General features: G+C 33.2%; 26 protein-coding genes. 12 read left to right on the top strand and 14 right to left on the bottom strand.

The window, feature by feature from the left end; genetic code table 11:
* The first annotated feature begins 75 nt into the window (after positions 1–75).
* On the top strand, positions 76–510 hold the full coding sequence (locus tag ACQY22_RS06975; protein ID WP_428323978.1) for a universal stress protein: 435 nt from the start codon (positions 76–78) through the stop codon (positions 508–510).
* Between the two features lie 26 nt (positions 511–536).
* On the opposite strand, the gene ACQY22_RS06970 is transcribed toward ACQY22_RS06975, so the two are convergent.
* The 3 genes from ACQY22_RS06970 to ACQY22_RS06960 are packed head-to-tail and all read right to left on the bottom strand — an operon-like array spanning position 537 to position 2,537.
* Positions 537–1,337: a helix-turn-helix transcriptional regulator gene (locus tag ACQY22_RS06970; RefSeq protein WP_428323977.1), complete on the bottom strand. Its 801-nt coding sequence runs from the start codon at positions 1,335–1,337 to the stop codon at positions 537–539.
* A gap of 42 nt (positions 1,338–1,379) precedes the next feature.
* Entirely contained in the window at positions 1,380–2,345 is a 966-nt protein-coding gene (locus tag ACQY22_RS06965; protein WP_428323976.1) for a nitroreductase family protein, read from the bottom strand.
* A 42-nt stretch (positions 2,346–2,387) separates the two neighbouring features.
* A complete protein-coding gene (locus tag ACQY22_RS06960; RefSeq protein ID WP_428323975.1) occupies positions 2,388–2,537 on the bottom strand; it encodes a hypothetical protein in 150 nt (49 codons plus the stop codon).
* A 192-nt stretch (positions 2,538–2,729) separates the two neighbouring features.
* Here ACQY22_RS06960 and ACQY22_RS06955 point away from each other — a divergent pair, with 192 nt between their 5' ends.
* Positions 2,730–2,912, top strand: a complete 183-nt coding sequence (locus ACQY22_RS06955) for a hypothetical protein (protein WP_428323974.1) — start codon at positions 2,730–2,732, stop codon at positions 2,910–2,912.
* Positions 2,909–3,133 (top strand): hypothetical protein, encoded by a 225-nt coding sequence (locus tag ACQY22_RS06950; protein WP_428323973.1) that lies wholly within the window; start codon positions 2,909–2,911, stop codon positions 3,131–3,133. Before ACQY22_RS06955 ends, ACQY22_RS06950 begins: the two co-directional genes overlap by 4 nt.
* A gap of 14 nt (positions 3,134–3,147) precedes the next feature.
* Here ACQY22_RS06950 and ACQY22_RS06945 read toward each other — a convergent pair whose 3' ends face one another.
* On the bottom strand, positions 3,148–4,212 hold the full coding sequence (locus tag ACQY22_RS06945) for a DUF4377 domain-containing protein (RefSeq protein WP_428323972.1): 1,065 nt from the start codon (positions 4,210–4,212) through the stop codon (positions 3,148–3,150).
* 117 nt (positions 4,213–4,329) lie between these two features.
* On the bottom strand, positions 4,330–4,863 hold the full coding sequence (locus tag ACQY22_RS06940) for an MEDS domain-containing protein (RefSeq protein WP_428323971.1): 534 nt from the start codon (positions 4,861–4,863) through the stop codon (positions 4,330–4,332).
* A 190-nt stretch (positions 4,864–5,053) separates the two neighbouring features.
* On the opposite strand from ACQY22_RS06940, the gene ACQY22_RS06935 reads away from it, so the two are divergent.
* Complete coding sequence (locus ACQY22_RS06935) at positions 5,054–5,401, top strand: DUF6659 family protein (RefSeq protein ID WP_428323970.1); 348 nt, start codon at positions 5,054–5,056, stop codon at positions 5,399–5,401.
* 280 nt (positions 5,402–5,681) lie between these two features.
* Here the strand turns inward: ACQY22_RS06935 and ACQY22_RS06930 are convergent, their stop codons facing one another.
* Positions 5,682–5,903, bottom strand: a complete 222-nt coding sequence (locus ACQY22_RS06930) for a hypothetical protein (RefSeq protein WP_428323969.1) — start codon at positions 5,901–5,903, stop codon at positions 5,682–5,684.
* A 306-nt stretch (positions 5,904–6,209) separates the two neighbouring features.
* Here ACQY22_RS06930 and ACQY22_RS06925 point away from each other — a divergent pair, with 306 nt between their 5' ends.
* Positions 6,210–6,335 (top strand): hypothetical protein, encoded by a 126-nt coding sequence (locus tag ACQY22_RS06925; RefSeq protein WP_428323968.1) that lies wholly within the window; start codon positions 6,210–6,212, stop codon positions 6,333–6,335.
* 22 nt (positions 6,336–6,357) lie between these two features.
* On the opposite strand, the gene ACQY22_RS06920 is transcribed toward ACQY22_RS06925, so the two are convergent.
* The 3 genes from ACQY22_RS06920 to ACQY22_RS06910 are packed head-to-tail and all read right to left on the bottom strand — an operon-like array spanning position 6,358 to position 9,125.
* Entirely contained in the window at positions 6,358–8,250 is a 1,893-nt protein-coding gene (locus ACQY22_RS06920) for a virginiamycin B lyase family protein (protein WP_428323967.1), read from the bottom strand.
* A gap of 22 nt (positions 8,251–8,272) precedes the next feature.
* A complete protein-coding gene (locus ACQY22_RS06915; RefSeq protein WP_428323966.1) occupies positions 8,273–8,656 on the bottom strand; it encodes a hypothetical protein in 384 nt (127 codons plus the stop codon).
* Positions 8,657–8,678: 22 nt separating this feature from the next.
* The gene (locus ACQY22_RS06910; protein ID WP_428323965.1) at positions 8,679–9,125 is read right to left on the bottom strand and encodes a hypothetical protein; all 447 of its coding nucleotides are present in this window, start codon (positions 9,123–9,125) and stop codon (positions 8,679–8,681) included.
* A 526-nt stretch (positions 9,126–9,651) separates the two neighbouring features.
* Here ACQY22_RS06910 and ACQY22_RS06905 point away from each other — a divergent pair.
* Entirely contained in the window at positions 9,652–9,777 is a 126-nt protein-coding gene (locus ACQY22_RS06905) for a hypothetical protein (RefSeq protein ID WP_428323964.1), read from the top strand.
* Positions 9,778–10,169: 392 nt separating this feature from the next.
* Here ACQY22_RS06905 and ACQY22_RS06900 read toward each other — a convergent pair whose 3' ends face one another.
* On the bottom strand, positions 10,170–11,684 hold the full coding sequence (locus ACQY22_RS06900; protein ID WP_428323963.1) for a thrombospondin type 3 repeat-containing protein: 1,515 nt from the start codon (positions 11,682–11,684) through the stop codon (positions 10,170–10,172).
* A 197-nt stretch (positions 11,685–11,881) separates the two neighbouring features.
* Between ACQY22_RS06900 and ACQY22_RS06895 the strand changes: the two genes are divergently transcribed.
* Entirely contained in the window at positions 11,882–12,046 is a 165-nt protein-coding gene (locus tag ACQY22_RS06895) for a DUF1059 domain-containing protein (RefSeq protein WP_428323962.1), read from the top strand.
* Between the two features lie 122 nt (positions 12,047–12,168).
* Here the strand turns inward: ACQY22_RS06895 and ACQY22_RS06890 are convergent, their stop codons facing one another.
* Positions 12,169–12,324 carry a hypothetical protein gene (locus tag ACQY22_RS06890; RefSeq protein WP_428323961.1) on the bottom strand — a complete coding sequence of 52 codons (156 nt, stop codon included), beginning with the start codon at positions 12,322–12,324 and terminating at the stop codon, positions 12,169–12,171.
* A 100-nt stretch (positions 12,325–12,424) separates the two neighbouring features.
* On the opposite strand from ACQY22_RS06890, the gene ACQY22_RS06885 reads away from it, so the two are divergent.
* Positions 12,425–12,724 (top strand): winged helix-turn-helix domain-containing protein, encoded by a 300-nt coding sequence (locus ACQY22_RS06885; protein WP_428323960.1) that lies wholly within the window; start codon positions 12,425–12,427, stop codon positions 12,722–12,724.
* A 10-nt stretch (positions 12,725–12,734) separates the two neighbouring features.
* Here the strand turns inward: ACQY22_RS06885 and ACQY22_RS06880 are convergent, their stop codons facing one another.
* Entirely contained in the window at positions 12,735–13,070 is a 336-nt protein-coding gene (locus ACQY22_RS06880; protein ID WP_428325536.1) for a hypothetical protein, read from the bottom strand.
* A 515-nt stretch (positions 13,071–13,585) separates the two neighbouring features.
* On the opposite strand from ACQY22_RS06880, the gene ACQY22_RS06875 reads away from it, so the two are divergent.
* Entirely contained in the window at positions 13,586–14,032 is a 447-nt protein-coding gene (locus ACQY22_RS06875) for a metal-dependent transcriptional regulator (protein ID WP_428323959.1), read from the top strand.
* Positions 14,033–14,513: 481 nt separating this feature from the next.
* Here ACQY22_RS06875 and ACQY22_RS06870 read toward each other — a convergent pair whose 3' ends face one another.
* Positions 14,514–14,654 carry a hypothetical protein gene (locus tag ACQY22_RS06870; protein WP_428323958.1) on the bottom strand — a complete coding sequence of 47 codons (141 nt, stop codon included), beginning with the start codon at positions 14,652–14,654 and terminating at the stop codon, positions 14,514–14,516.
* A 232-nt stretch (positions 14,655–14,886) separates the two neighbouring features.
* Between ACQY22_RS06870 and ACQY22_RS06865 the strand changes: the two genes are divergently transcribed.
* The 3 genes from ACQY22_RS06865 (at position 14,887) to ACQY22_RS06855 (ending at position 18,097) form a co-directional block, all read left to right on the top strand.
* Positions 14,887–15,933: a CFI-box-CTERM domain-containing protein gene (locus tag ACQY22_RS06865; RefSeq protein WP_428323957.1), complete on the top strand. Its 1,047-nt coding sequence runs from the start codon at positions 14,887–14,889 to the stop codon at positions 15,931–15,933.
* Between the two features lie 135 nt (positions 15,934–16,068).
* Entirely contained in the window at positions 16,069–16,695 is a 627-nt protein-coding gene (locus tag ACQY22_RS06860; RefSeq protein ID WP_428323956.1) for a hypothetical protein, read from the top strand.
* Between the two features lie 7 nt (positions 16,696–16,702).
* A complete protein-coding gene (locus tag ACQY22_RS06855; protein WP_428323955.1) occupies positions 16,703–18,097 on the top strand; it encodes a hypothetical protein in 1,395 nt (464 codons plus the stop codon).
* 628 nt (positions 18,098–18,725) lie between these two features.
* Here the strand turns inward: ACQY22_RS06855 and ACQY22_RS06850 are convergent.
* Positions 18,726–19,988, bottom strand: a complete 1,263-nt coding sequence (locus ACQY22_RS06850) for a tyrosine-type recombinase/integrase (protein WP_428323954.1) — start codon at positions 19,986–19,988, stop codon at positions 18,726–18,728.
* Between the last annotated feature and the right edge of the window lie 106 nt (positions 19,989–20,094).

Genomic DNA, 20,094 nt, shown 5'->3' with positions numbered 1-20,094 from the left:
ATAAAGATTTTATAAAAATTAGCACTAGAATGATTTTTTTCAAGCATTAAATAGAATCAAAGATTGATGAACAATATGAAAATTAAAAAAATTTTGATTCCATATGATGCAACTCCAAGCAGCAAAAAAGCTGTAAAGAAAGTATTTCCACTAATTGAAAAACACAATTCTAAAATCATATTTTTGTCATGCATACATGATAAAGCAACATTTGGGTTTTTTAAAACAAAATCAGACAAAAAAGAAATCGAGCAGGAAAGAAAAAAGATTCAAAAATATCACGAAGAACTGAAAAAAGAAGCAGAAGGGTTTGACATTCCATCTAGTTCCAAAATTATCAAAAGTGACCTTGAATCACGCTCAATTATAGAATATTCAAAGGAACAAAACATAGACCTGATAGTAATGAGCAAATCAAAGTTAGGAACTCATGCTGAAAAAATGTATTACAACAGTACAGTTGATGCCGTATTCAAAAATGCACCATGTCCACTTTTATACATCCCGTAAGAAATTGGCCTGTTAAAAATTATAGATTATTCTTTTAGTTTACTTTCTTTGAAAACATCAGAGCCATACCAGCAATACCTAAAATAATCAAGACACCACTCGTGAAACATTGCATCATCAGAGTAAAACATTGCACTGATATCAGATTCACCATCAAGTGTCGGAAACATAACACAAGCCTCCTTTTCATTAAGAACTATAACTGTCTGAACATTTTTTTCCATCTTTCTTTCAATTAGACCTTTTTCCATGAGTTTATCAAATCCCAATTTCTTTAGCAATGCCTTTCTTCCTTTGGGAACAACTGCAGACTCTGAAAAGATATAACTAAATTTTACGCCTTTTTTGATTCGTTTTACTACAGGTTCGATTAAATCCAATGGAACCTCAGATAGAACCTCATAGATGTATTCATCAGAATTTTTGTAGATATTTTTCCACTGCTCAAGTACTTTGGATACTCCTTTGACGTATGTACTATTGGCTAATTGGCCACAACGCATCTGAAATTTGTGAGGAACCTCACCAAAATGATGTTTTTCAAAATATTTTCTGTTTTGTGAGATAAACACAACAGACGGGACCTGAGTACAGATTGTTCTGCCAAATGTAGTCAATGTGTAATTCCCATCTACTTTTTTTTCTATCAATCCGCTGTCTTCTAATCTTGTAAAGTTTCTATGAACTTCTTGTTTTGTTGCACCAATTTCTTTTGCCAGTTTTGTTGGAGTGGTAGATTTTTCTAGTAACTTGAATATGATTTGTAGTCTTTGAGGACTGGCCAAATCAAGTACATAGTTTGCAGTATCATCAAAAAGATCAGTCATTGCTACCATTCCTCAATATTGAATAAAAATGATTACAGAAAATTACTCGATTACTTTGATTAGTTCTTTGAGTTTTCTTCTTGACTTTGGAGGTTTCTTCTTGTCTGGATATCCAATACAGAGAATAGATGATGGTCTCAAGTCAGTTCCCAGAATCTTTTTTACTTTTTCTTCATCAAACATGCCTATCCATATGGTACTAAGACCCACTCCTGATGCTGCAAGTAATGAAAAAGATGCAGCAATAGTTGCATCTTGTAGTGAGAATTTCTCCAAAATATCGGGAGGAAATTTCAGATTCACTCTTGCAGGATCTGTACAAAATACCAAAACAACAGGTGCATTGACATATGGCTGCTTGTTTGCAGCCTCCACTAGTGCCTCTTTGGTTTCTTTGTTTTTAATTAAAAATACCTGAAATCCTTGAAAGTTACCAGCAGTTGGTGCAACATCCGCAGCTGATAAAATTTTGTCAATCTTCCAATCCTCGACTTTGGTTTTATCAAATTTTCTAGTAGAACGTCTAGTTGCAAAGACTCGAAACAAGTCAGTAGGAGATAGGTCTTGCCTAATCTTTTCAGGCTCTGATGACAAAATTGCCTGGATAAGGGATTGTTTTGGTTTTTGTGGCGTATCTCTTTGTTCTTTGGAATCATCTCGAATCCAAACTGAAGGATAGAACTCTTTGCTTCCAATGTAAACATACTGAGGTTCATGGGGAATTTTTGCAAATTCCAATACTTGTTCTTGAATTGTGGTGGTTTTTGCTTCAAGCAATCTATGATTAGAAAGACTAAACTGAATAACATCAGAATTTATTCGAATAAAGCTTGTTTGGTCTTCTAGCTCTACTTCACCAGTTTTGTCTTGTTTTAGTAACTCAACGAGTTTGTCTAGTTCTTCTTTGTTTAATATTACAACATCAGTGTCATCCTCATCAATTCCCTGCCAAACCAATCTACAACCATCCTTTGAAGTGTAAGATGGTTCTATTGTTTGGAATTTCATATTTTTAGTCATATCAATTATTATAAAAAAGAAGTTGTGTTGCTAGCTGATTAAACCGCTAGCAACAAAGTAGGCACCAGCACCCATTCCCATTACTGCACCGATTGCCATGCAGATGAGGTCAAATTTTACGACCTTTCTAAATGGAGCATGAACCATTTTATCCCAGTTTGAGATTTGTTGTGTTTTCATGATAGTAGTTAGGACTAGTAGAACATAGAGTGTGGTAAGACTCCAAAGTTACGGGTCAGCTACCTAGCTGACCAAGGTATATGATCAAAAATAACGTAATTATGTCATGCGAGAACACACTGTCACCCTAGACAAGTTACAGAACTGTGAATTTTTTGTCACATGTTCTCGCAATACTATAGGAGAAATAAAATGAGGATAGACAGTTGTAGAAAATGCGGTACAGAATTGATTGTAAAACAAAATTGTTCTGTATGTAAAACGCCAATAAAATTTGAATGTAAAGACTGTAAGAGAGAGTCTGATGAGCAGATTCATTCTATCTGCAGGCTAGTTGATATGAACTACAGACCAATAATTTTAGAGGCAGCATGATGTCACGGAATTCTGGACCACATCCATTATGCATTGGAAAATGCAAAGAATTTCAGGCACAAAGACCAAAAGTTGGAAAAAGATACCAACTAGGACAAAAGTTATGTCAAGAATGTAATGAATGGGTATTTTATGATGGAGTTATGTGCCCTTGTTGTCACAATCGTTTGAGAACCAGACCTAGATGCAAAAAGTACAAGGCAGAAGTTGCAAGAATTTAGAATTTGTTTTAAGATTACTCCAAAGCATCATTAAAAATTTCAGATACATCATCTATTGTACTCTTACATTCACCTTTACTTTTTATTGCAACATGATCTGCATTTAATGCACACATGTTTCCATACGTCTTTTCATTTACACCACATACAGGGGCATATTCCAACGTACATGCTACAACTGGAGGCTCTAAATTCCATCCACGTTCTACAAATTTGTCAACAGAGGAATCCTTTACACAGGCAGGAGTAATATCATGTTTGAAAAGTAATCTAAAATCATCTGCACATACTACATCATTTGCGGCAATTCCAGCATTGCCCTGATGTAACGGTCTAAGATATGATTGCTTTACGCCATCCATAACACAGACTTTGCCAGGATATATTCCAGGACCACATCTGTCATTTAGAACACAAATTTCTCCAAGGGAAACAAATCCTGGAGCACATACTCCATTGTATGGAATGTGTTTTGCATATGATTTTTGGTCCAAGATTTCAATTAATTCATAGTTTTTACTTGATGCATCTGCAGGAGGGTTTTCAACGTCAGTAACTTTTACTAAAATTTTGTATGACTTTCCTTCAGCATAATCAAACCCATTAATTGAATCATAAAAGTTCTGCCAGCTAGAATCAGGATCCTCACGAATTTGCATGCATTTCATAGGTCCCACTCCAACACAATCAACTAGATTAGAGTCAACATAGAAAATTTTTTCCTCAGATGGCAATTCCAATCCAAGTTCGACCCTAACTTGGTTTCGTAATTCATTAAGTTCTTCCACTGGAATCTGTAGACTGACCATCTTTCTGATTTGATTCATCAAGACTAGTCCTTCTTGATCATGTGTTAATTGCTGTCCTGTTTCTTCAAATGCATAATATGCTTTCATAATTTCTAGACGTTGATTTGTATCATCGTCATCAGGATTATTCATCCAGTTTTCAACCATGACTTTGAGTTCTTGTTGAGTAAGTGAGAAATTTACATCAGAGGTTGTTTCTTGGGCAAAAGATTCAGACATTACAAAATATCCTAAAACAAGCATTGGGATTATCATCCAAATTAATTTCATAGTATGTGTTAGAGAATGCACCTTATAGGGTTTGATGAAAATCAAATTTTACCAAATTTACAGAATCTAATCTCCCCTAGTGTTTCTTTGATAAATTTTTCTGTTACTGTAAAAAATTTAGCGTAAATGTTGTGTCAAAATGCTTCCATCAGTATTTTCATATATTGCACAATCATGGGTTTTCAAGGCCATAGACATCATATCTCTGCAGGATTCATTTTTTTCTGAAACATTTTGTGTGCACAATAATTTTACATCATCATTTGATATAGAATGTAAAAAGTTCTCAATTTTCTCAATTTTAGCAAGTGAATCAGAGGTAAATCTGGAAACGTTGCCTTGAACATTAAATGCAACATATCCATTAAAATTTTTTTCAAATACTTGTTTGTTGATCTTATCTATTTTATTCTCAAATTGAATTGGGCAATCAACTGGATCAGGCATGAAAAAGTATGAAAAATATTTGATTATCTTTGCATGATCATGGAGTTTTTTTAGATCATCAAAAACTTTTGATTCGTCAGGTTGAGATGTAAGAAAAATACATCGTTTGTTATTTCTTATTCCTTCAGATAAGAATTCTATAATTTTTTCATATAACACATTCTTTGACGTATAAAATAATACAGGATGGTTATGGTTTAGCATTCTCACACATCATAAGTTAAAGTTCATTCTAATACTTTTCCATACAAAAGAGAGAATCAAAACAATAATTGAAAATAATAGAAATTTGGACGTTTCTTAACATTATCTATTCTCAAACAATGTAATAGAAATCAAATTTTATAAAAATTTTTATGATCAAGTATTAATAGAATTTTGACATAGGAAAAAAATGGATTACGAAAGCATATGCAAAGACATATTAAATTTTGACTCCAAAGTTAGATTCTGTGGAATTACAAATGCAAAAAGTGAACTAATTGCAAGTATTTCCAAGAATCCTGAAGAAAAATTCCTAAGCAAAGACGAGATGATGATGTCAATTCATTATACATTGGACAGATCTGAAAAACACACAAACCTATCCTACAAAATAGGCAATGAAAAATCTGCAGTGATAGAGTATGACAAAGTTACAATGATTACAATCCCACTTGAAAAAAAGGAACTCTTGCTAATCAGTACAGAACCAGATGCAGAATATTACAAAATTATTTCCAAATCAAGAGAATTACTATAAAGCATTGGCCTGATTTTTTTGAATTTATTTTATTTATTGTCCTACTTCTTTTGCACAGTTTGATGAACATGTAGAATCATCAGTCAAACTTTCATATTCTCGTCCACAATGAATGCATTTTCGAAAAGACATGTTTTGTATACAGGTTTATGTTATAAAAGAAGATGAAATTTGGCATGAATATCTCTTGTTTTTGAGAATTTTGATTTGAACCTATATCAAATCAAAACATTTAGTCTACTTTAGTATTCTAGTAGTGTTTCTTTTATCAAGAGCATGATTATTTTCTAACATTTAGAGTTACGATAATTTCAGTTTTATCGTTTTCAAGATCATCATTTAACTCAATTGTTTTGTCAACTAGCGTAAATTCTTCATTCAACGAGCCATCTTCATTAAATGTTCTAACTAGTTTACTTTTTGGGAGAACAGATACATCACTAGCATCAGAAAAGACATCAGTTGATTCACCATTTTTTATAATAATCTTCAATCTGTTCATCCTAGTAGCATTAGATATAAAAATCAGGATCATGTTGCAATGTTACAAATTTACAAAGATTCAGAATTAGTGTTTGTGGTTTTTGATGCAGATATCACAAAACTCATCTCCACATTTATCACATGTGATTAACTGACCAGGTCTATATCCTGTAAAGCAACTATCACAGCTAGTTCCATTCATGATAAAAACAAAGTTTGCAAATTATTTAAAGATCAATGGGGTTATTTTTCCTATCAAAGTACACCACATTGTATGGGGGAATCAGGTGAGATGTGTTATAACAAATGAGAGATGAGGTGCAACATGATTAATTATTACAAATATCTAAGATGTCCTGAATGTGTAGAAAACGGATTATACTGTAAGCCTCACAAGATCGAAGTAGAAAAATTACTTGCAAAAGAAAAATTAAAACTAGTTAAAACATAAGAGAGGTATTTTTAATGCCTAATCAACTAAGGTTTTGCTCAAAAAATTTCAGAGTCTTGTTCCATGCATCCATTGCTTCATCAGGGGCATATCTGTCACCAGATGGATTTGCAAACGCATGATTCACATCAGGATATATCGTAATGTCATTTTCCACACCTATGTCATTCAGGGATGATTCAAACTCTTTGACAGTTTCAGGTGGAATTCCATTATCAAGTTCGGCAAATATTCCAAGTATTGGCCAGTCGATCTTTGATAAATCTTCAGAATTAGTCACTAACTGACCATAATAGATTACAGTTGCATCCATTTCAGGATTATCTAGTGCAAGATTCAGTGATTGGCCCCCTCCAAAACACCATCCAATTGAACCCATACTAGAAGGAGAATAATTTTCTTCCAAGTATGTCACGGCAGTGCTCATATTATCAGTCCATTGGGATTGTTCAAATGAGCTTCTTAGTTGTCGTGCCTCATCTGCTGTTTTGCCTACCTTTCCATCATACAGGTCAACTGCAAATACAACATATCCGTGTGATGCCAATTTATCGGCCATCTGTTTTATGTTGTCATTTAGCCCCCAAAATTCATGAATCATAACAATGCTGGGATAATTTCCATCCATGACAGGTCTTGCAATATATCCTTGAGAATTTTCAAAATAATTTACATTCTCCGTAGATACATCAAAGTTTCCCATTGCAAATATCTCAGAGTTGTTGCTTTCATTTTTTTGATAATCGGGTAACACATGAATTGCCCATCCACGTTCAGTAAGCTTTTCAACAGAGGATGGCCTTATGCATGCAGGATTGCCATTTGAGAATTTCAATACCAATTCCAACCCTTCAGTACAGGTTACACTTGTTGGTTCTGCACCATTCTGAATCTGTTTTAATGGAGGAGGAAAATATGCAATGCCTTGACTTGCTGAGGCACTAGCAAGAATTACGCCAATCTTGTTGTGGTTATAATTTGGAAACCAAACGTTTCCCTTACTATCAATATGAATAAACTTGATATGAGTTTGAGGTGAAGGTAGATCATATTCGTGTAATGTTTCTGTAGACTGATCAAACTTGCCAACTTTGTAGGTGCCAGTCATGCTAAACCATACATTATCAAATGGATCAACCCATATTGCATAAGGACCAGATGATACAGAACTTGTGTCAAATTCAGTCATTGTCTCTGTGTTAGGATCAAACTTTGAGATTTTGCCAACATTGTACTGTGTAAACCATAACATTCCATTGCTATCTATTGCAATTCTTCGCGGACCACTTTCATCAGTTAATGGCAAATATTCTGTAACTTCCCCAGTTTTTGCGTCAACTTTGCCAATGTTATGGCCTCTGAGTTCTGCAAACCATGCATTTCCTTGTTTGTCAGTGATTATCCCATAAGGATTTGCAGAAGGAGTTATTGTTGGAAACTCTTCAATAATACCTGTGGTTGTATCCATCTTTCCAATCTTAGATGCACGTTGTTGTGTAAACCATAATGTATCATCATCAGCAAAGATTGGAGTATGTGGGCCAGAATCAGCAGTAGGCGTTGCAAACTCTTCAAAGGTTTCAGTAACTGGATCAAACATTCCAATCTGTCCTGCACCAACTTCAGTAAACCAGACATTTCCTTGGTTATCTACAACTAATCCATGAGGCCTTGAGGATTCTGTCGGAATAACATATTCTGAAAACTGTTCGGTGTTTGGATCAAACTTTCCTATATTGTTTGTTCCAATCTCTGTAAACCATATCATTCCATCATGTCCCACTACAACATCATGGGGTGCAGAGTCAGGAGTTGGAATGTCCCATTCTTTTATGTCTAGTTCCTCAGAGTAAGATTCTGACACAGATAACGAAAATACAATAATTGTCGAGAGGGCAATAATTTTCCAGTTCATAATAATTTGTTGTTTTTGCAAGTTATAACGTTTGATTTGTTTTTGATAGTTTTCCACTCAGCACAAAAATAGCAATTACAATTCCAACAAAAGCAAACTGGAATACTTCAGTTAAAATCCCATTATCACTAATTCTGCCGCCTCGACCTGTAATGAAATTTTCAGGAATTCTAGTAATTACCCAAATTAGAATAAAGATAATTGTTCCTCCAAGACCCACACCATACCATATAGGTCCCCATTTTCTTGCCATCGGGATTGCCCAAAAGATTTGAGTCGCACCCCCAATAAGAAATAGAATCTGTGTGTTGAGTCTTCCTGAATCATATCCCAACACAATATGGATTATTCCTGCAATAGCAGTAGTTGCTGCGGCGGTATAAAATAGAATATCAGTCTTGTTCATGGGTTATCAAAAAGAAAAGAGGTTATGCATTGTCACTAGAAGTCTTATGTTTATCTTTGCCACAAGAACCACCTTCTTTGGTGATGGGTTCAGTAAGTTCCACACCATTTCCTGCGTCAAGAACATAGATGGTCTTTGATTTTGTATCAGATTCTTCATCATAGTTGTAGCTGATCAACTTCCAAACAAGGTACTGTTTTCCATCATCGTTTACAGCTTTTCCAAGTTTGGCTTTGTAAATGTCCTCATATCCTGATGCTGCCTGATCTAGAGGTATTGCCTGAGACTTTAATGCACGCTTGTCAGTGTTTTCAGTGATTTCTAAAGTTCCTTGAGAGTCACCAATGGATAGAATCCATCTTTTCTTGGATTCATCAGAATCACCAGAGTCTGCCATTGCAGAACTTGCAGTTCCAATTAACAAAACAGATGCTACTGCTAGTAATGCTGGCAAGAGAGTCTTGTTCATGTTACCAATACAATTTTTTTAACATATAAGGTTCACCAATAGTTTCTATGTAGATTCTAAAAAATTGGAATAGTGATACAAAAAAATGTCCGAAACGAAAAGTTTGAATCTCTAAAAAATTGAACCAGTTAGGGATTTGAATTGTTTTTTGATATAGTCTATCCAGACATATGAATTAACAATGTTAAGTTATTTCTAAATATCAAAACAGGGCAAATCAGTAAAGGGAACATTAATTTCAGATCAGGCAGGTTTTATGACATCACATACTAGAATTAAGAAAATTGTTTGTCCTGAATGCGGGTATTCTATGAGTGAAAAAATTTTCAAAGAGAGACACAAGAATTCAAAAGCATGCAAAATGAATAAAAAATTAAACTCTAAAAAACTGTAACTTTTGTGAAATAATATTTCTCAGAGGCAGTTTTTGTAAACTTGTAGCACAGTTATCATAATTATCAATAGTTTTCATATTCTTACAATTTTAAACTCAGATGTAGTCACATTCAGACATAGGGAATGAACAATGTTAATCGAAAATATGCCTTATTCACGTATTTTGTACATGTCACAATATTCAATAGTAAAGCCTTTGATCTTTGTAGGAGCACTTGTAATAATTGCAGCAGTAGTATTCTTTTTTGGAATTTAAGAAGATATTTTGACAGCCATCTTTCCAATGCAAACAACATTTTCAGCATAATCAGTCATCAAATACTACCTAGATAGAAAAATAAGACAACTAAAGACACTATAGAGCCAATAGGAACAGCAAACATGTGTTTTTCCATTTGCCTTACAGCAATAATTAGAAAAATCAATACTTTAAGAAAACTGAACAATGTTAAGTTTGCAATATATAATGACAAAGTAGATTTTGTTTATGCAGAAGCACTCCTATCTGAGTGGAAAATATTAGAATCAATGATAGTTTTCAAGGATTCAGCATGATAGTAATGACACAATATTTTCCCTCACGCTTCTGCATAATCAACAATTTAGAGAATTCTTGTTTTTTGCAATTATTTTAGTACAAATACTTGCTCAATTAATTACAACTGTACCTGGATTATCAGGCAGAATTTTGATCATAGAATGGTTATCATACAGTCCATGTTTTATTTCCAAATTATTTTGTATCTGACCATTAACTGTCACAGTAGGATTTTCTGGAAGCAAATCAGTTGAAATGTAAATAATTATTCTGTAAGGACTGTCAAAAGAAAATTGCATCATTTTTGTTTTTTCATCATATGCAAAATCTGAAATTTTGGCAGGACTGCGAAAGTCCACTATCCATTTGTTTGAATCATTTTCCTTTATCCATGTTGGTTGTACTAGCTCTCTAACTCCTTTTGTAGGATCATATACTTTGTACTCTTTTGCATCGTTGATTTCTCTTTCTAATCCTCTATGGCAATATTGTCTACCCACATCATCATCTATCAAGTCACACAAATTGGAACCTTCCTCAAGATTATGATTAGTGTGAAATGCAATACTTAGTCCTAAATTATCCCGACACTGTTGATAATCAAAAATACGAAGTTCAGATTTGGGACATATGTCTTGAATGGATTCTTCGAGAAAAGTGGAACGAGTAAGCTCATTATCAGTATATTGCATAAAAACACCACCAACACAAATTGTACTTTGATAAAATGACATCTGATCACATGCATTTATGGCACTATTCAGATCATCCAAGTAGTAATGCACCAATCCATGACCTAAGCCGTGAACACATTTTGTATAATCTGGACTTCCAATAAAGTCATTACAGATTGTTTTGTATGAACCTACATCATTACCATTTTCTTGTAAATCATGAAAGTATGATGCCATTACACCATGATAAAACCCACCTCTACAGAGTGAACCATCCACATTCCTCAAGTTTTCATAAACATTTGGATTCTCTTCAAAGGCAGCATGTCCTATTTCATGAGATGTGAAATGACAATCACCTACTGCTCCTAATTTGGTTAATGTTAATGCTAATTCTAGCGTATCAACGGTATTTTCTTCTTTTATTTCTAAATCATAAAATAATTGAGAATAACACAATAGTTTTGGAGTTTCATTATCCAATATTGCACATCTCTGAATATCGGTCAAGTATTTCTCAGTTAGTTTTTGTGAAATTGGTATAGGAGTAAGATCTTTCAAATCTATAATTCCATCATTATCATCATCAGGATCTTGTGTTTCACCAATTCCATCAAAATCAAAATCTGCCCATTCTGTAGGATTGGTATCAAAGGCATCGATGACATCTACAACATTATCATTATCATCATCAATGTCTGCATTGTTACCTGTGCCATCATTATCAAAATCTGCCCATTCTGTAGGATTGGTATCAAAGGCATCGATGACATCTACAACATTATCATTATCATCATCAACATCACAATCATTGCCTATTTTATCTCCATCAAAATCAAACTGGTCGGGATTAGTGATGTTAGGACAGTTATCAAATGAGTCGATGACTCCATCTTTATCCATATCTGCAAAGGATGCAATTCCAGACCAAGATAGAAAAGAAATAGCCATTGTAACACCCAAAACAACTAGCAAAAATTTTATCTTTTTTTCAATCAAATGTTTGACCTCATTTCAATAACTAGGAATCGGTTCTAAATATTTTGAGTTTCATATATCTCAAGCAGATTGGAAGAAATTCTTACTTTAACAAAACTGAACAATGTTAAGTTCAGTATATTACACAGAATGACATTACAAGATCAAAATTGGTAAAATTAAACTGCAGTGATTATGGGTTTGAATGTGATTACAGTATAGAAGGGGATGCAGAAAAAGTACTTGAGGAGTTTGGAGCACATACAGAAAATGAACATGGAATAGACTATTCCAAAGAAGCCCTGATGCAGTTTATCTTAAGAAAAACTACTTAGAAAATATAATTTTAATGCTCTAATTTACCCGAACATTCTGTAGAGCAGACATCATCACACCAATGCTCAAATTCCCTTCCACATACAATACATTTTTTTGTTCTCACCATAATTTTTCAAGACTATTTTTCTCGGTTAGGCTTGGAATGGGCTTTGATCATGTGTCTTTTTGTACGTTCAGGATCAGAGAATTTTTGGTTGCAAATCCTGCAAGTATCAGTAAATTTTTCATCTTTTTTGAAAATATTTTTTATTCCAACTTTAAGTTTTGACTTCATAACTAACTGGAAAATTTGAGATTATAATGGCTTGCTTAACAATGTTACATTGCCAATCAACCCACAACAGTTTAACTAGTAAAAAATCAAAATTACCATATTGGCAGTATCAAAAAAATACAGGGATAAAATATACATCGTAAAAGACATCATATTGACATTGTCTGAATATGGCGAACTCAATCAGACTGCATTGTTTAGTTTTTGTGGATTAAACATTTCAAAACACAAATCAATTTTAGATAATTTAGAAAATAATGAATTAATTCAAAGATCAGAAAATAAAGAAGGAAAAAGAACAATTACAGTATTTAGGGTAACTGAGAAAGGAATGAATTTTTGTCAGGAAATTATTGACCCCTATGAAAAATTATTTCCAAGAAAGAATAAAAATTCCTAGAAAATCAATATTACTCTTCATCAAGATTATATTTTGCAGAGATTGAATTATCCAAATCTCTTTTCTTTTCTAAATAGTTACAATATCTTTTATTCCATGAACTCAAGGATCTGAATTGCTGCAAGCCTGTAACTAGCCATATTCCAGAGGTAACTAAGACAACCACCAACAAAACCACCAGCATTAATGAAAAATCGCGTTCACTTTCTATCAGATGTAGAAACTTTGGGTGGGTAATTAGATACGATGAAATTCCTATTGCCAAGGGAGCCAGAATTAATGCAGACAATGAAACTCCAAGCATAAGACCTCTAATATGCTGAATTTTTTCTATGAAAACATCCATAGAACGGATAATATCATTTCTGTCATCAGACAAAATAATCACTCCTAAAATCACATCGAGTCTTATTCATTTTGTTAAAATTCTTGGCAGACAAGTCGATATTAAAATTTTCTAGGCCAGTCATCTGGAATTACTTGTATCATGTAGTATTTAGCAAAAACTGAACAATGTTAATTTAATTTTATTAGAAGATTTTTGTAATTTATGGTATGAGTGATAAAGAAAAAAACGATGAAGGGAAAAATCTTGCTGAAAAGAAAAATAGTGATTGGTGGCGATTGGAAAAATTTCAGATTGGTAGGAGAAGATTTGCTTAGAATTGGCATATGCTTGTAATGGAACATGTTCCTTAATCCAATCAAAAAAAGTCGTAAACTCAAAAAAGTATGAAAGAGGGCAAAAAAGATGCACACTTTGTGGAATTTTCATGGAAACCAATAGCCTTAGATGCCCATGTTGCAAGACAAAACTTAGAACTAGGGCAAGACGAAGTAAACCAAGTGTGATATAAAAAAATGAATCATATTTCAGAGTCTCTTTTTGTAGGAACCGCCGAATTAGAGCACACAGAGATGTATCTAAAGGCAATTTGGCACATAAAAGAAAAAGAAGGACAATCCAAAGTAAGCACAATTGCAAGAATGCTTAATGTCAGACAACCAAGTGTAGTTCAAATGCTAAAAAAATTAGATGAAAAAAAGCTTGTAGTTTACAACAAGTCAGGAGTACGTCTAACTCAAGAAGGCAAGGACATAGGAACCAGTATGATGAGAAACAGTAGACTGTTAGAGGTATTGATGAAAGATTCTTTGAAAATGGAGATTGATGAAGAGATGGTGTGCGGTATTGAGCATCATATGAATGAGCAATTTACAGATGCATTATGCACAATGCTAAAACATCCAAGAAAATGTCCCCATGATCTTGCCATCCCCAAAGGAAAATGCTGTGAGAACACCTAATTTTTTGTGAATTAACAATGTTAAGTGATTGCTAAATATCAAAATGGATTAGAGCATATAATGTGAAAGTCAATGCTGCCAAATTGTGTTTCCTAGATGTACTGTTGTTCATCCTATGACTATGCCATTCTATCCCAAGATAAAGAGCATGTCCATATTGGCTTTCACATTGTTATTATCAATAATGCTTAATCATGTCATTTAGGCACGAATTTTGTGGTTATTGTTGCAGAGAACTGATTGGAATTTGAAATACTTTCAGATTGGATTTATTCTACAATCATCTTTGTTATTTTAGATACAATATTCATTGCATCCATTTTACTAAGCATTGCATCAAATCAGATTTAAAATAAGATTTTCTTTAGTATTTGTCAATGAATGTTTAGGTATGAAATTAACTACTTTTTCTAATAACAGTAATCATGATAAAAGAATTCTTGGAATTTATTTGGGAATTAGTATCAGGAAATTAGACTAGTTAGTCTTGAACATCATTATTTTTATCAACTTCTGCATGTTTTCTATAAAAACTGCAAAATTTGTCATTACAAAGATACATAGGGTTTCCACCAGGTGTTTTTGATTCTACCAAATCAGAGTTACATTGTCTACATTTCAAAAGTGTATTCAAATAGTTCTTTAAGAATTGTAATTTTAACTATTAATTTTTGATGTTTTGACATATAGGCCAACAAGTTACCCGCCTTTTTGTACACTAAACTTGCTCCAAAAATTGAAAATAAAATCTCATATGGAGAATTTTCTTTTTGGTTAAACCCCCTAACATTTAGAAATTTTTTATAGAATTTTATTCATAATTTCATAAATATGACTAATCATGAACATTAAGAGTGAGGTTCCCAATTATTTTTGGATTGATTCTTTTGTTGTTTTTCATTCCAATTCTTGCTAATGCTGAAATGAATGTGCAACCAGGCAATTGGGTAAAATATAGAATGGACGTAAATGTTGATTCTGATAATGATTTTATCCGGATTCTAGTTGGTCAGTTGGCTAATCAGGCTTTTACAGGTTCTGAAGATTATTCTATCCAGGATTTAGATTGGCTTAAAATGGAAGTTCTTGAAGTCTCAGAATCTTCTGCAAAAGTTCAATCTTCAGCGAGCGCATTTGGGAAAGAAAGCAGAGTTGCCACTTTTTGGATTGAAAAAAACTCAAATCAAATGTTTGATTTTGTAGTTCCTACCAATCTCAAAGTTGGAGATAGGGTTGGGAATAATGATTATGGAACAATCAGAGTTACAGACATCATAACTAGAACATATGATGGAAACTCACGAGAAGTCTTTGTTTTAGAATCTAAATCTTCCACAAATGAAAGTGGTACTGTTTCTGAATCCATAATCAAACGATATCATGACAAAACAACAGGTGTTCTTTTAGAACTTGACGCAAAAATTACTATGGCTAATGTACTGTTAGGTTCAGTGACTGCTGAACTTGTCTTAAAATCCATTGAATTTTCATTACCATCACAATCGATTTCTGGTGGAGGATGTCTAATTGCTACTGCAACATTTGGTTCAGAGCTAGCACCTCAAGTTCAACAATTAAGAGAATTGCGTGATAATTCACTCTTACAAACTAAATACGGTTCTGCTTTCATGAATACTTTTAATGAATTCTATTATTCTTTTAGTCCTGCAATTGCTGATTATGAAAGAGAAAATCTAATTTTCAAAGAAGCAGTAAAACTTGCAATCACTCCTATGATATCATCACTTTCAATCTTGAATCATGTTGACATGACTTCAGAAGTAGAAGTGTTAGGTTATGGGATCAGTGTGATTGTTCTAAATCTAGGAATGTATGCAGTTATTCCTACAATTGTAATTGTTGGAATTAAAAGAAAACTAAAAAACAGGAACACAACTTGATGGTAAAGAGATCTAACAAATTTATCAATAAACAATATCGGGATATTGCCAACAATCAAAATTTTTTTATTTTATTATCTGCAATATTAGAAAAATAATCGATACTCTTAAGTTCATAAGAAAAATGAAAATAACATGAAAGCAATTTTTGGTTTTTTGATACTTTTCATAATTCTAGTTTCATTTTCTGCATTACAGCAAGAAGCATTTGCAAAAACAGTAACAATTGATGCTGTTCCAGGCTCAGGGGCTCCAGGATGTGAGGAAAGAGGAGGATGTTATTCTCCAATGATTGTTTCAATCAATACTGGAGACGTAGTCAGAATGACTAATACAGATTCTGCAGCTCATACCTATACATCTGGTGATGGAGATGCTGGACCTGATGGATTCTTTGATACAAGCTTGTTAATGTCAGGAGGTTCATTTGAATGGAGTCCTAAAAGATCTGGTGAGTATCCTTACTTTTGCATGGTTCATCCATGGATGACTGGAATGATTCTTGTTGGAAGTGGTTCATCGTATACTCCCCCAACACCTACTCCATACACACCACCAACTTCATCTGGAACTGATTGGCAAGCAAAGTATCTTGAAGTGCTATCTGACTTTAATGATGTATCAGCAAAAGTTGGTGAGCTACAACGTGAAAATCAAGACTTGCGAAATAAAGTATCTGAGCTAGAAACAACAGTTGCAAATCTTAACACCATAATCATGGAACAAGTCAAAGTAATTTATGATTGGGTTTTAGGAAAATAGTTTACAATTGAAAATTTTACTGTTTGGAATTCTAATTGGAATTATTTTTGTTTCTGGTACATCGCAGGCATTTGGTGAAGTATCGTATGAAATTCTAGAAAACAGATTCTATAATCAACCAATAACTTGTATCTATGAACCATATGTTCCAAATGCAAGAGATGTAATAATTGATGCATGGCTTAAAGAAACAGAGTTAGGAGTAAAGTTCTGGCAGTATGAATTGCAAGTAACTGAGTTTACAAAAAAAGACAAATGGAATATTGAAACTCAGATAATTTCATTGGATGATCAACCTTATTTTGATAATCAGTATTGTGATGTTGAAATTAGATTTGTAAAACTAGATCCTGAATATTCTGCAGCAGGATGGCACTGGTTTGATGGTACTAGAAGCCAGATTGAGATTGTCTATACAGATATGGAAGTGTGTAGAACATGGACTGAAGGAAATTATCGATATCAGGAATGGTGCTACAAAGATGATCTTATACGCTCAAAAGCATTGGGAAATACGGTTACGCATGAATTTGGGCATGCAATAGGTCTAGAGCATTATGAATCAGATGATCCTTATGAAAATTATCAGTGGAGTATTGACCCTTATTCCAGTCCATCTGTAATGACTCTGGCAGTACATTATGATGAGACTAAAAACCAAATCAGAAAAGTAGACATTGACAAAGTTAAAGAAATTTATCAATATTGGGGATTTGGTGACCCAAAACCCACAACACCTCAAGAGTTTCCAACCTTTGAGACAAAAAATATGGGTGGTTTTGAGTCATTTTCACTAGATTCTTCCAAATATTACAAAGATTCTGGGAAAATACAATATGTAACACTTCATGGAAAAGTAACTGAAGCATCTTATGCAGACAGACAAAGTGCAAAGATAACTATTCAATTTCCGGACGGTCAAATAGAAGAAATGGATTCTTATGTTCTTGAAAATCGGCAATTCTCACTCCAGTTTAGAATAGACAATTCAATTCCTAGTGGAGATTACACACTTTCAGCAAAATATAGAAACTATGACAGCATAACATTGACATTCTCTGTGTTAGATGAAACATCAATCCCTGTTTCACCAAAACCCACAGTGCCATCAATTGTTGAATCAAAAGAAACAGTCAAAGTTCCAAGTTGGATTAAAAATAATGTAAAGTGGTGGTCTGAAGGAATTATAGATGATTCTTCATTTGTTTCAGGAATAGAGTTTTTAATTTCAGAAGGAATGATTAATGTTCCAATAAAACAAAAAGATGTAACTTCAAATGGTGAAATTCCCATATGGGTTAGAACAAATGCAGAATGGTGGGCAAATGATCAAATTACTGATTCAGATTTTGTCAAAGGAATAGAATTTTTGGTAAATAGCGGAATCATTCATGTAAAGTAAATGAATTTTCATTTTAATTCCCTCATAGAGATTTACAATATTAATCCAAATCTCTTCAAAAAAGACTCATCGATAACCATCTTTTATCATCTAGATGGCATCATAGATGACATTTTCATCATCTTTGCTAGAATTAGCCTCAATTCTGCAATTCATCTTTTTCTTAATTGATGATGCAAAAAAGATAATCTATGATAGATATGGATGGTCATCTTTTACTATTGATAGACATGATAGAAAATTTTGTTCGTAATAATTTTTCATCCTTGAAGAATCTTACAAAAACATGGAGTGAGAATTTTTTTATAAATAAAAATAATTTATAAATTATTTTTCAGATGCAAAACATGGGCTTTTGTTTATATTCATTGTTTCACCTATGGAGTAACTTTGATTCATCTTTTGTTTATCGATACCATAAAAGATGGGATTTCATCTCATTGATACCATTTCATCGATGGAATCCAATTTCTTTATCATTTTTCATTGATCGATGGATAGAAAAGATGTCCATTGATAGTGTATCATGGAAAAGATAAAACAACTTTGTACCTATGAAGATTCATCTTAGAAAAATTTAGATAAAGAATTTTATAAATAATTCAAAATAATTTATAAATTAAATTTTTTATAAATTATTTTTGGCTTGTGACCTATTCTTTGGTTTCTTTTTCGTATACTCTATTTTATCAAAAATATTTTCAAAGTATTCTTTTAGATATTCGTCAACAATGGATTTTAAATCATCATAACCATTGTTGTCGTTTTCAAGTTTAACTTGTTTTTGCTCAAGCATCTTGATTTTTTCTTCAAGTTGTTCTTTCTCATTATTTTCATGTTTTAATTTCTCATGCTCTACACGGATTTTTTCCTCATCAGAAATAGTCAATAAAGGAATTGCCTTTTGGTATTCGGTAAATCTTTCAAAATCTTCTTCTTGATATCGTTCATAGTGAGATTCCAAACCTACTTTGTGTCCCATCATATCCTCTTTGTCCAGATAGTTTACCTTGGCACGCCTCATCATTGTGTTAAAGTATTTTCGTAATCCATGATCAAGCATGACTTTATGACGCCTTTTTCCTGGCTCTAAAGGAGGTCTCAATCCGGATTTTTTTGCAAGTTCATTCATTCTAGATTCCATGCCTCTTTTACCTAGTCGTTTAGGATCATGAATCCTAACCGAAACTACAAGAGGATCAGAATCCTTTGGATATCTCATGAATCTGGATTTCCAAGATTCTTTGTACAATAACAAGTACTTTCCAGCTTCAGGGGTAAAATGAATCCAATATTCTTCAGCATCACCGTGATAGATTCGCAATGCACCACCTTTCAAAGAGTTATCATCATTGTAGAAAAACACAACATCCTCCCATGTAAAATAGTCCCACGCTTCAATCCTAAATCCTGCAGAAGAACACAAAGTTATCATCACTTTATCAACAAGGTTTGTGGCATTTGCCATTAACATCTGAAGTTGTTCCCTAGAATATGCCATATCTTTTGATTTTCCCGGTTTTGGAATTGATTTTCCAATCATCTTCCATGAAAAATCAATATCATTTGCAACAAACAATGCCTTGATTGGTTTGATTAGATTCAGAACTCTTGCAGGAGAAATAATTTCATTTTCTACTTTCTTTTTTAGTTCTCTAACATATGCATTGATAATTGACTTACCTAGTTTGACATCATCTCTAACTAGAGTAACAAATGCTTCTGTTTTGTCAGTTGTATCAATTTTCTTTTCTTCAAAAATCTTGTCAGGAATCAAATCAAGGAACTTTTGTAGATCATTTGTGTATTTTTTGCGAGTTTTTTCATTTCTGATATAATCTAAAAAATTCTGATAAGCAGACGATTCTACGTCAGAAATGTCTAATTTCATACAAAGTATAGAACGTGGGGCTATTTTAGTAGGTAAAATACAGAGGAGCCGACTAGTCTCCCCCGCCCTCAGATCATAAGACCTGATGAACAATGTACATTACAAA

Source organism: Candidatus Nitrosopumilus sp. (genome assembly GCF_965263415.1).
Classification (GTDB): domain Archaea; phylum Thermoproteota; class Nitrososphaeria; order Nitrososphaerales; family Nitrosopumilaceae; genus Nitrosopumilus.
Note: the sequence above shows the minus strand (reverse complement) of the source record. Positions and strands in the feature narration are given on the sequence as shown.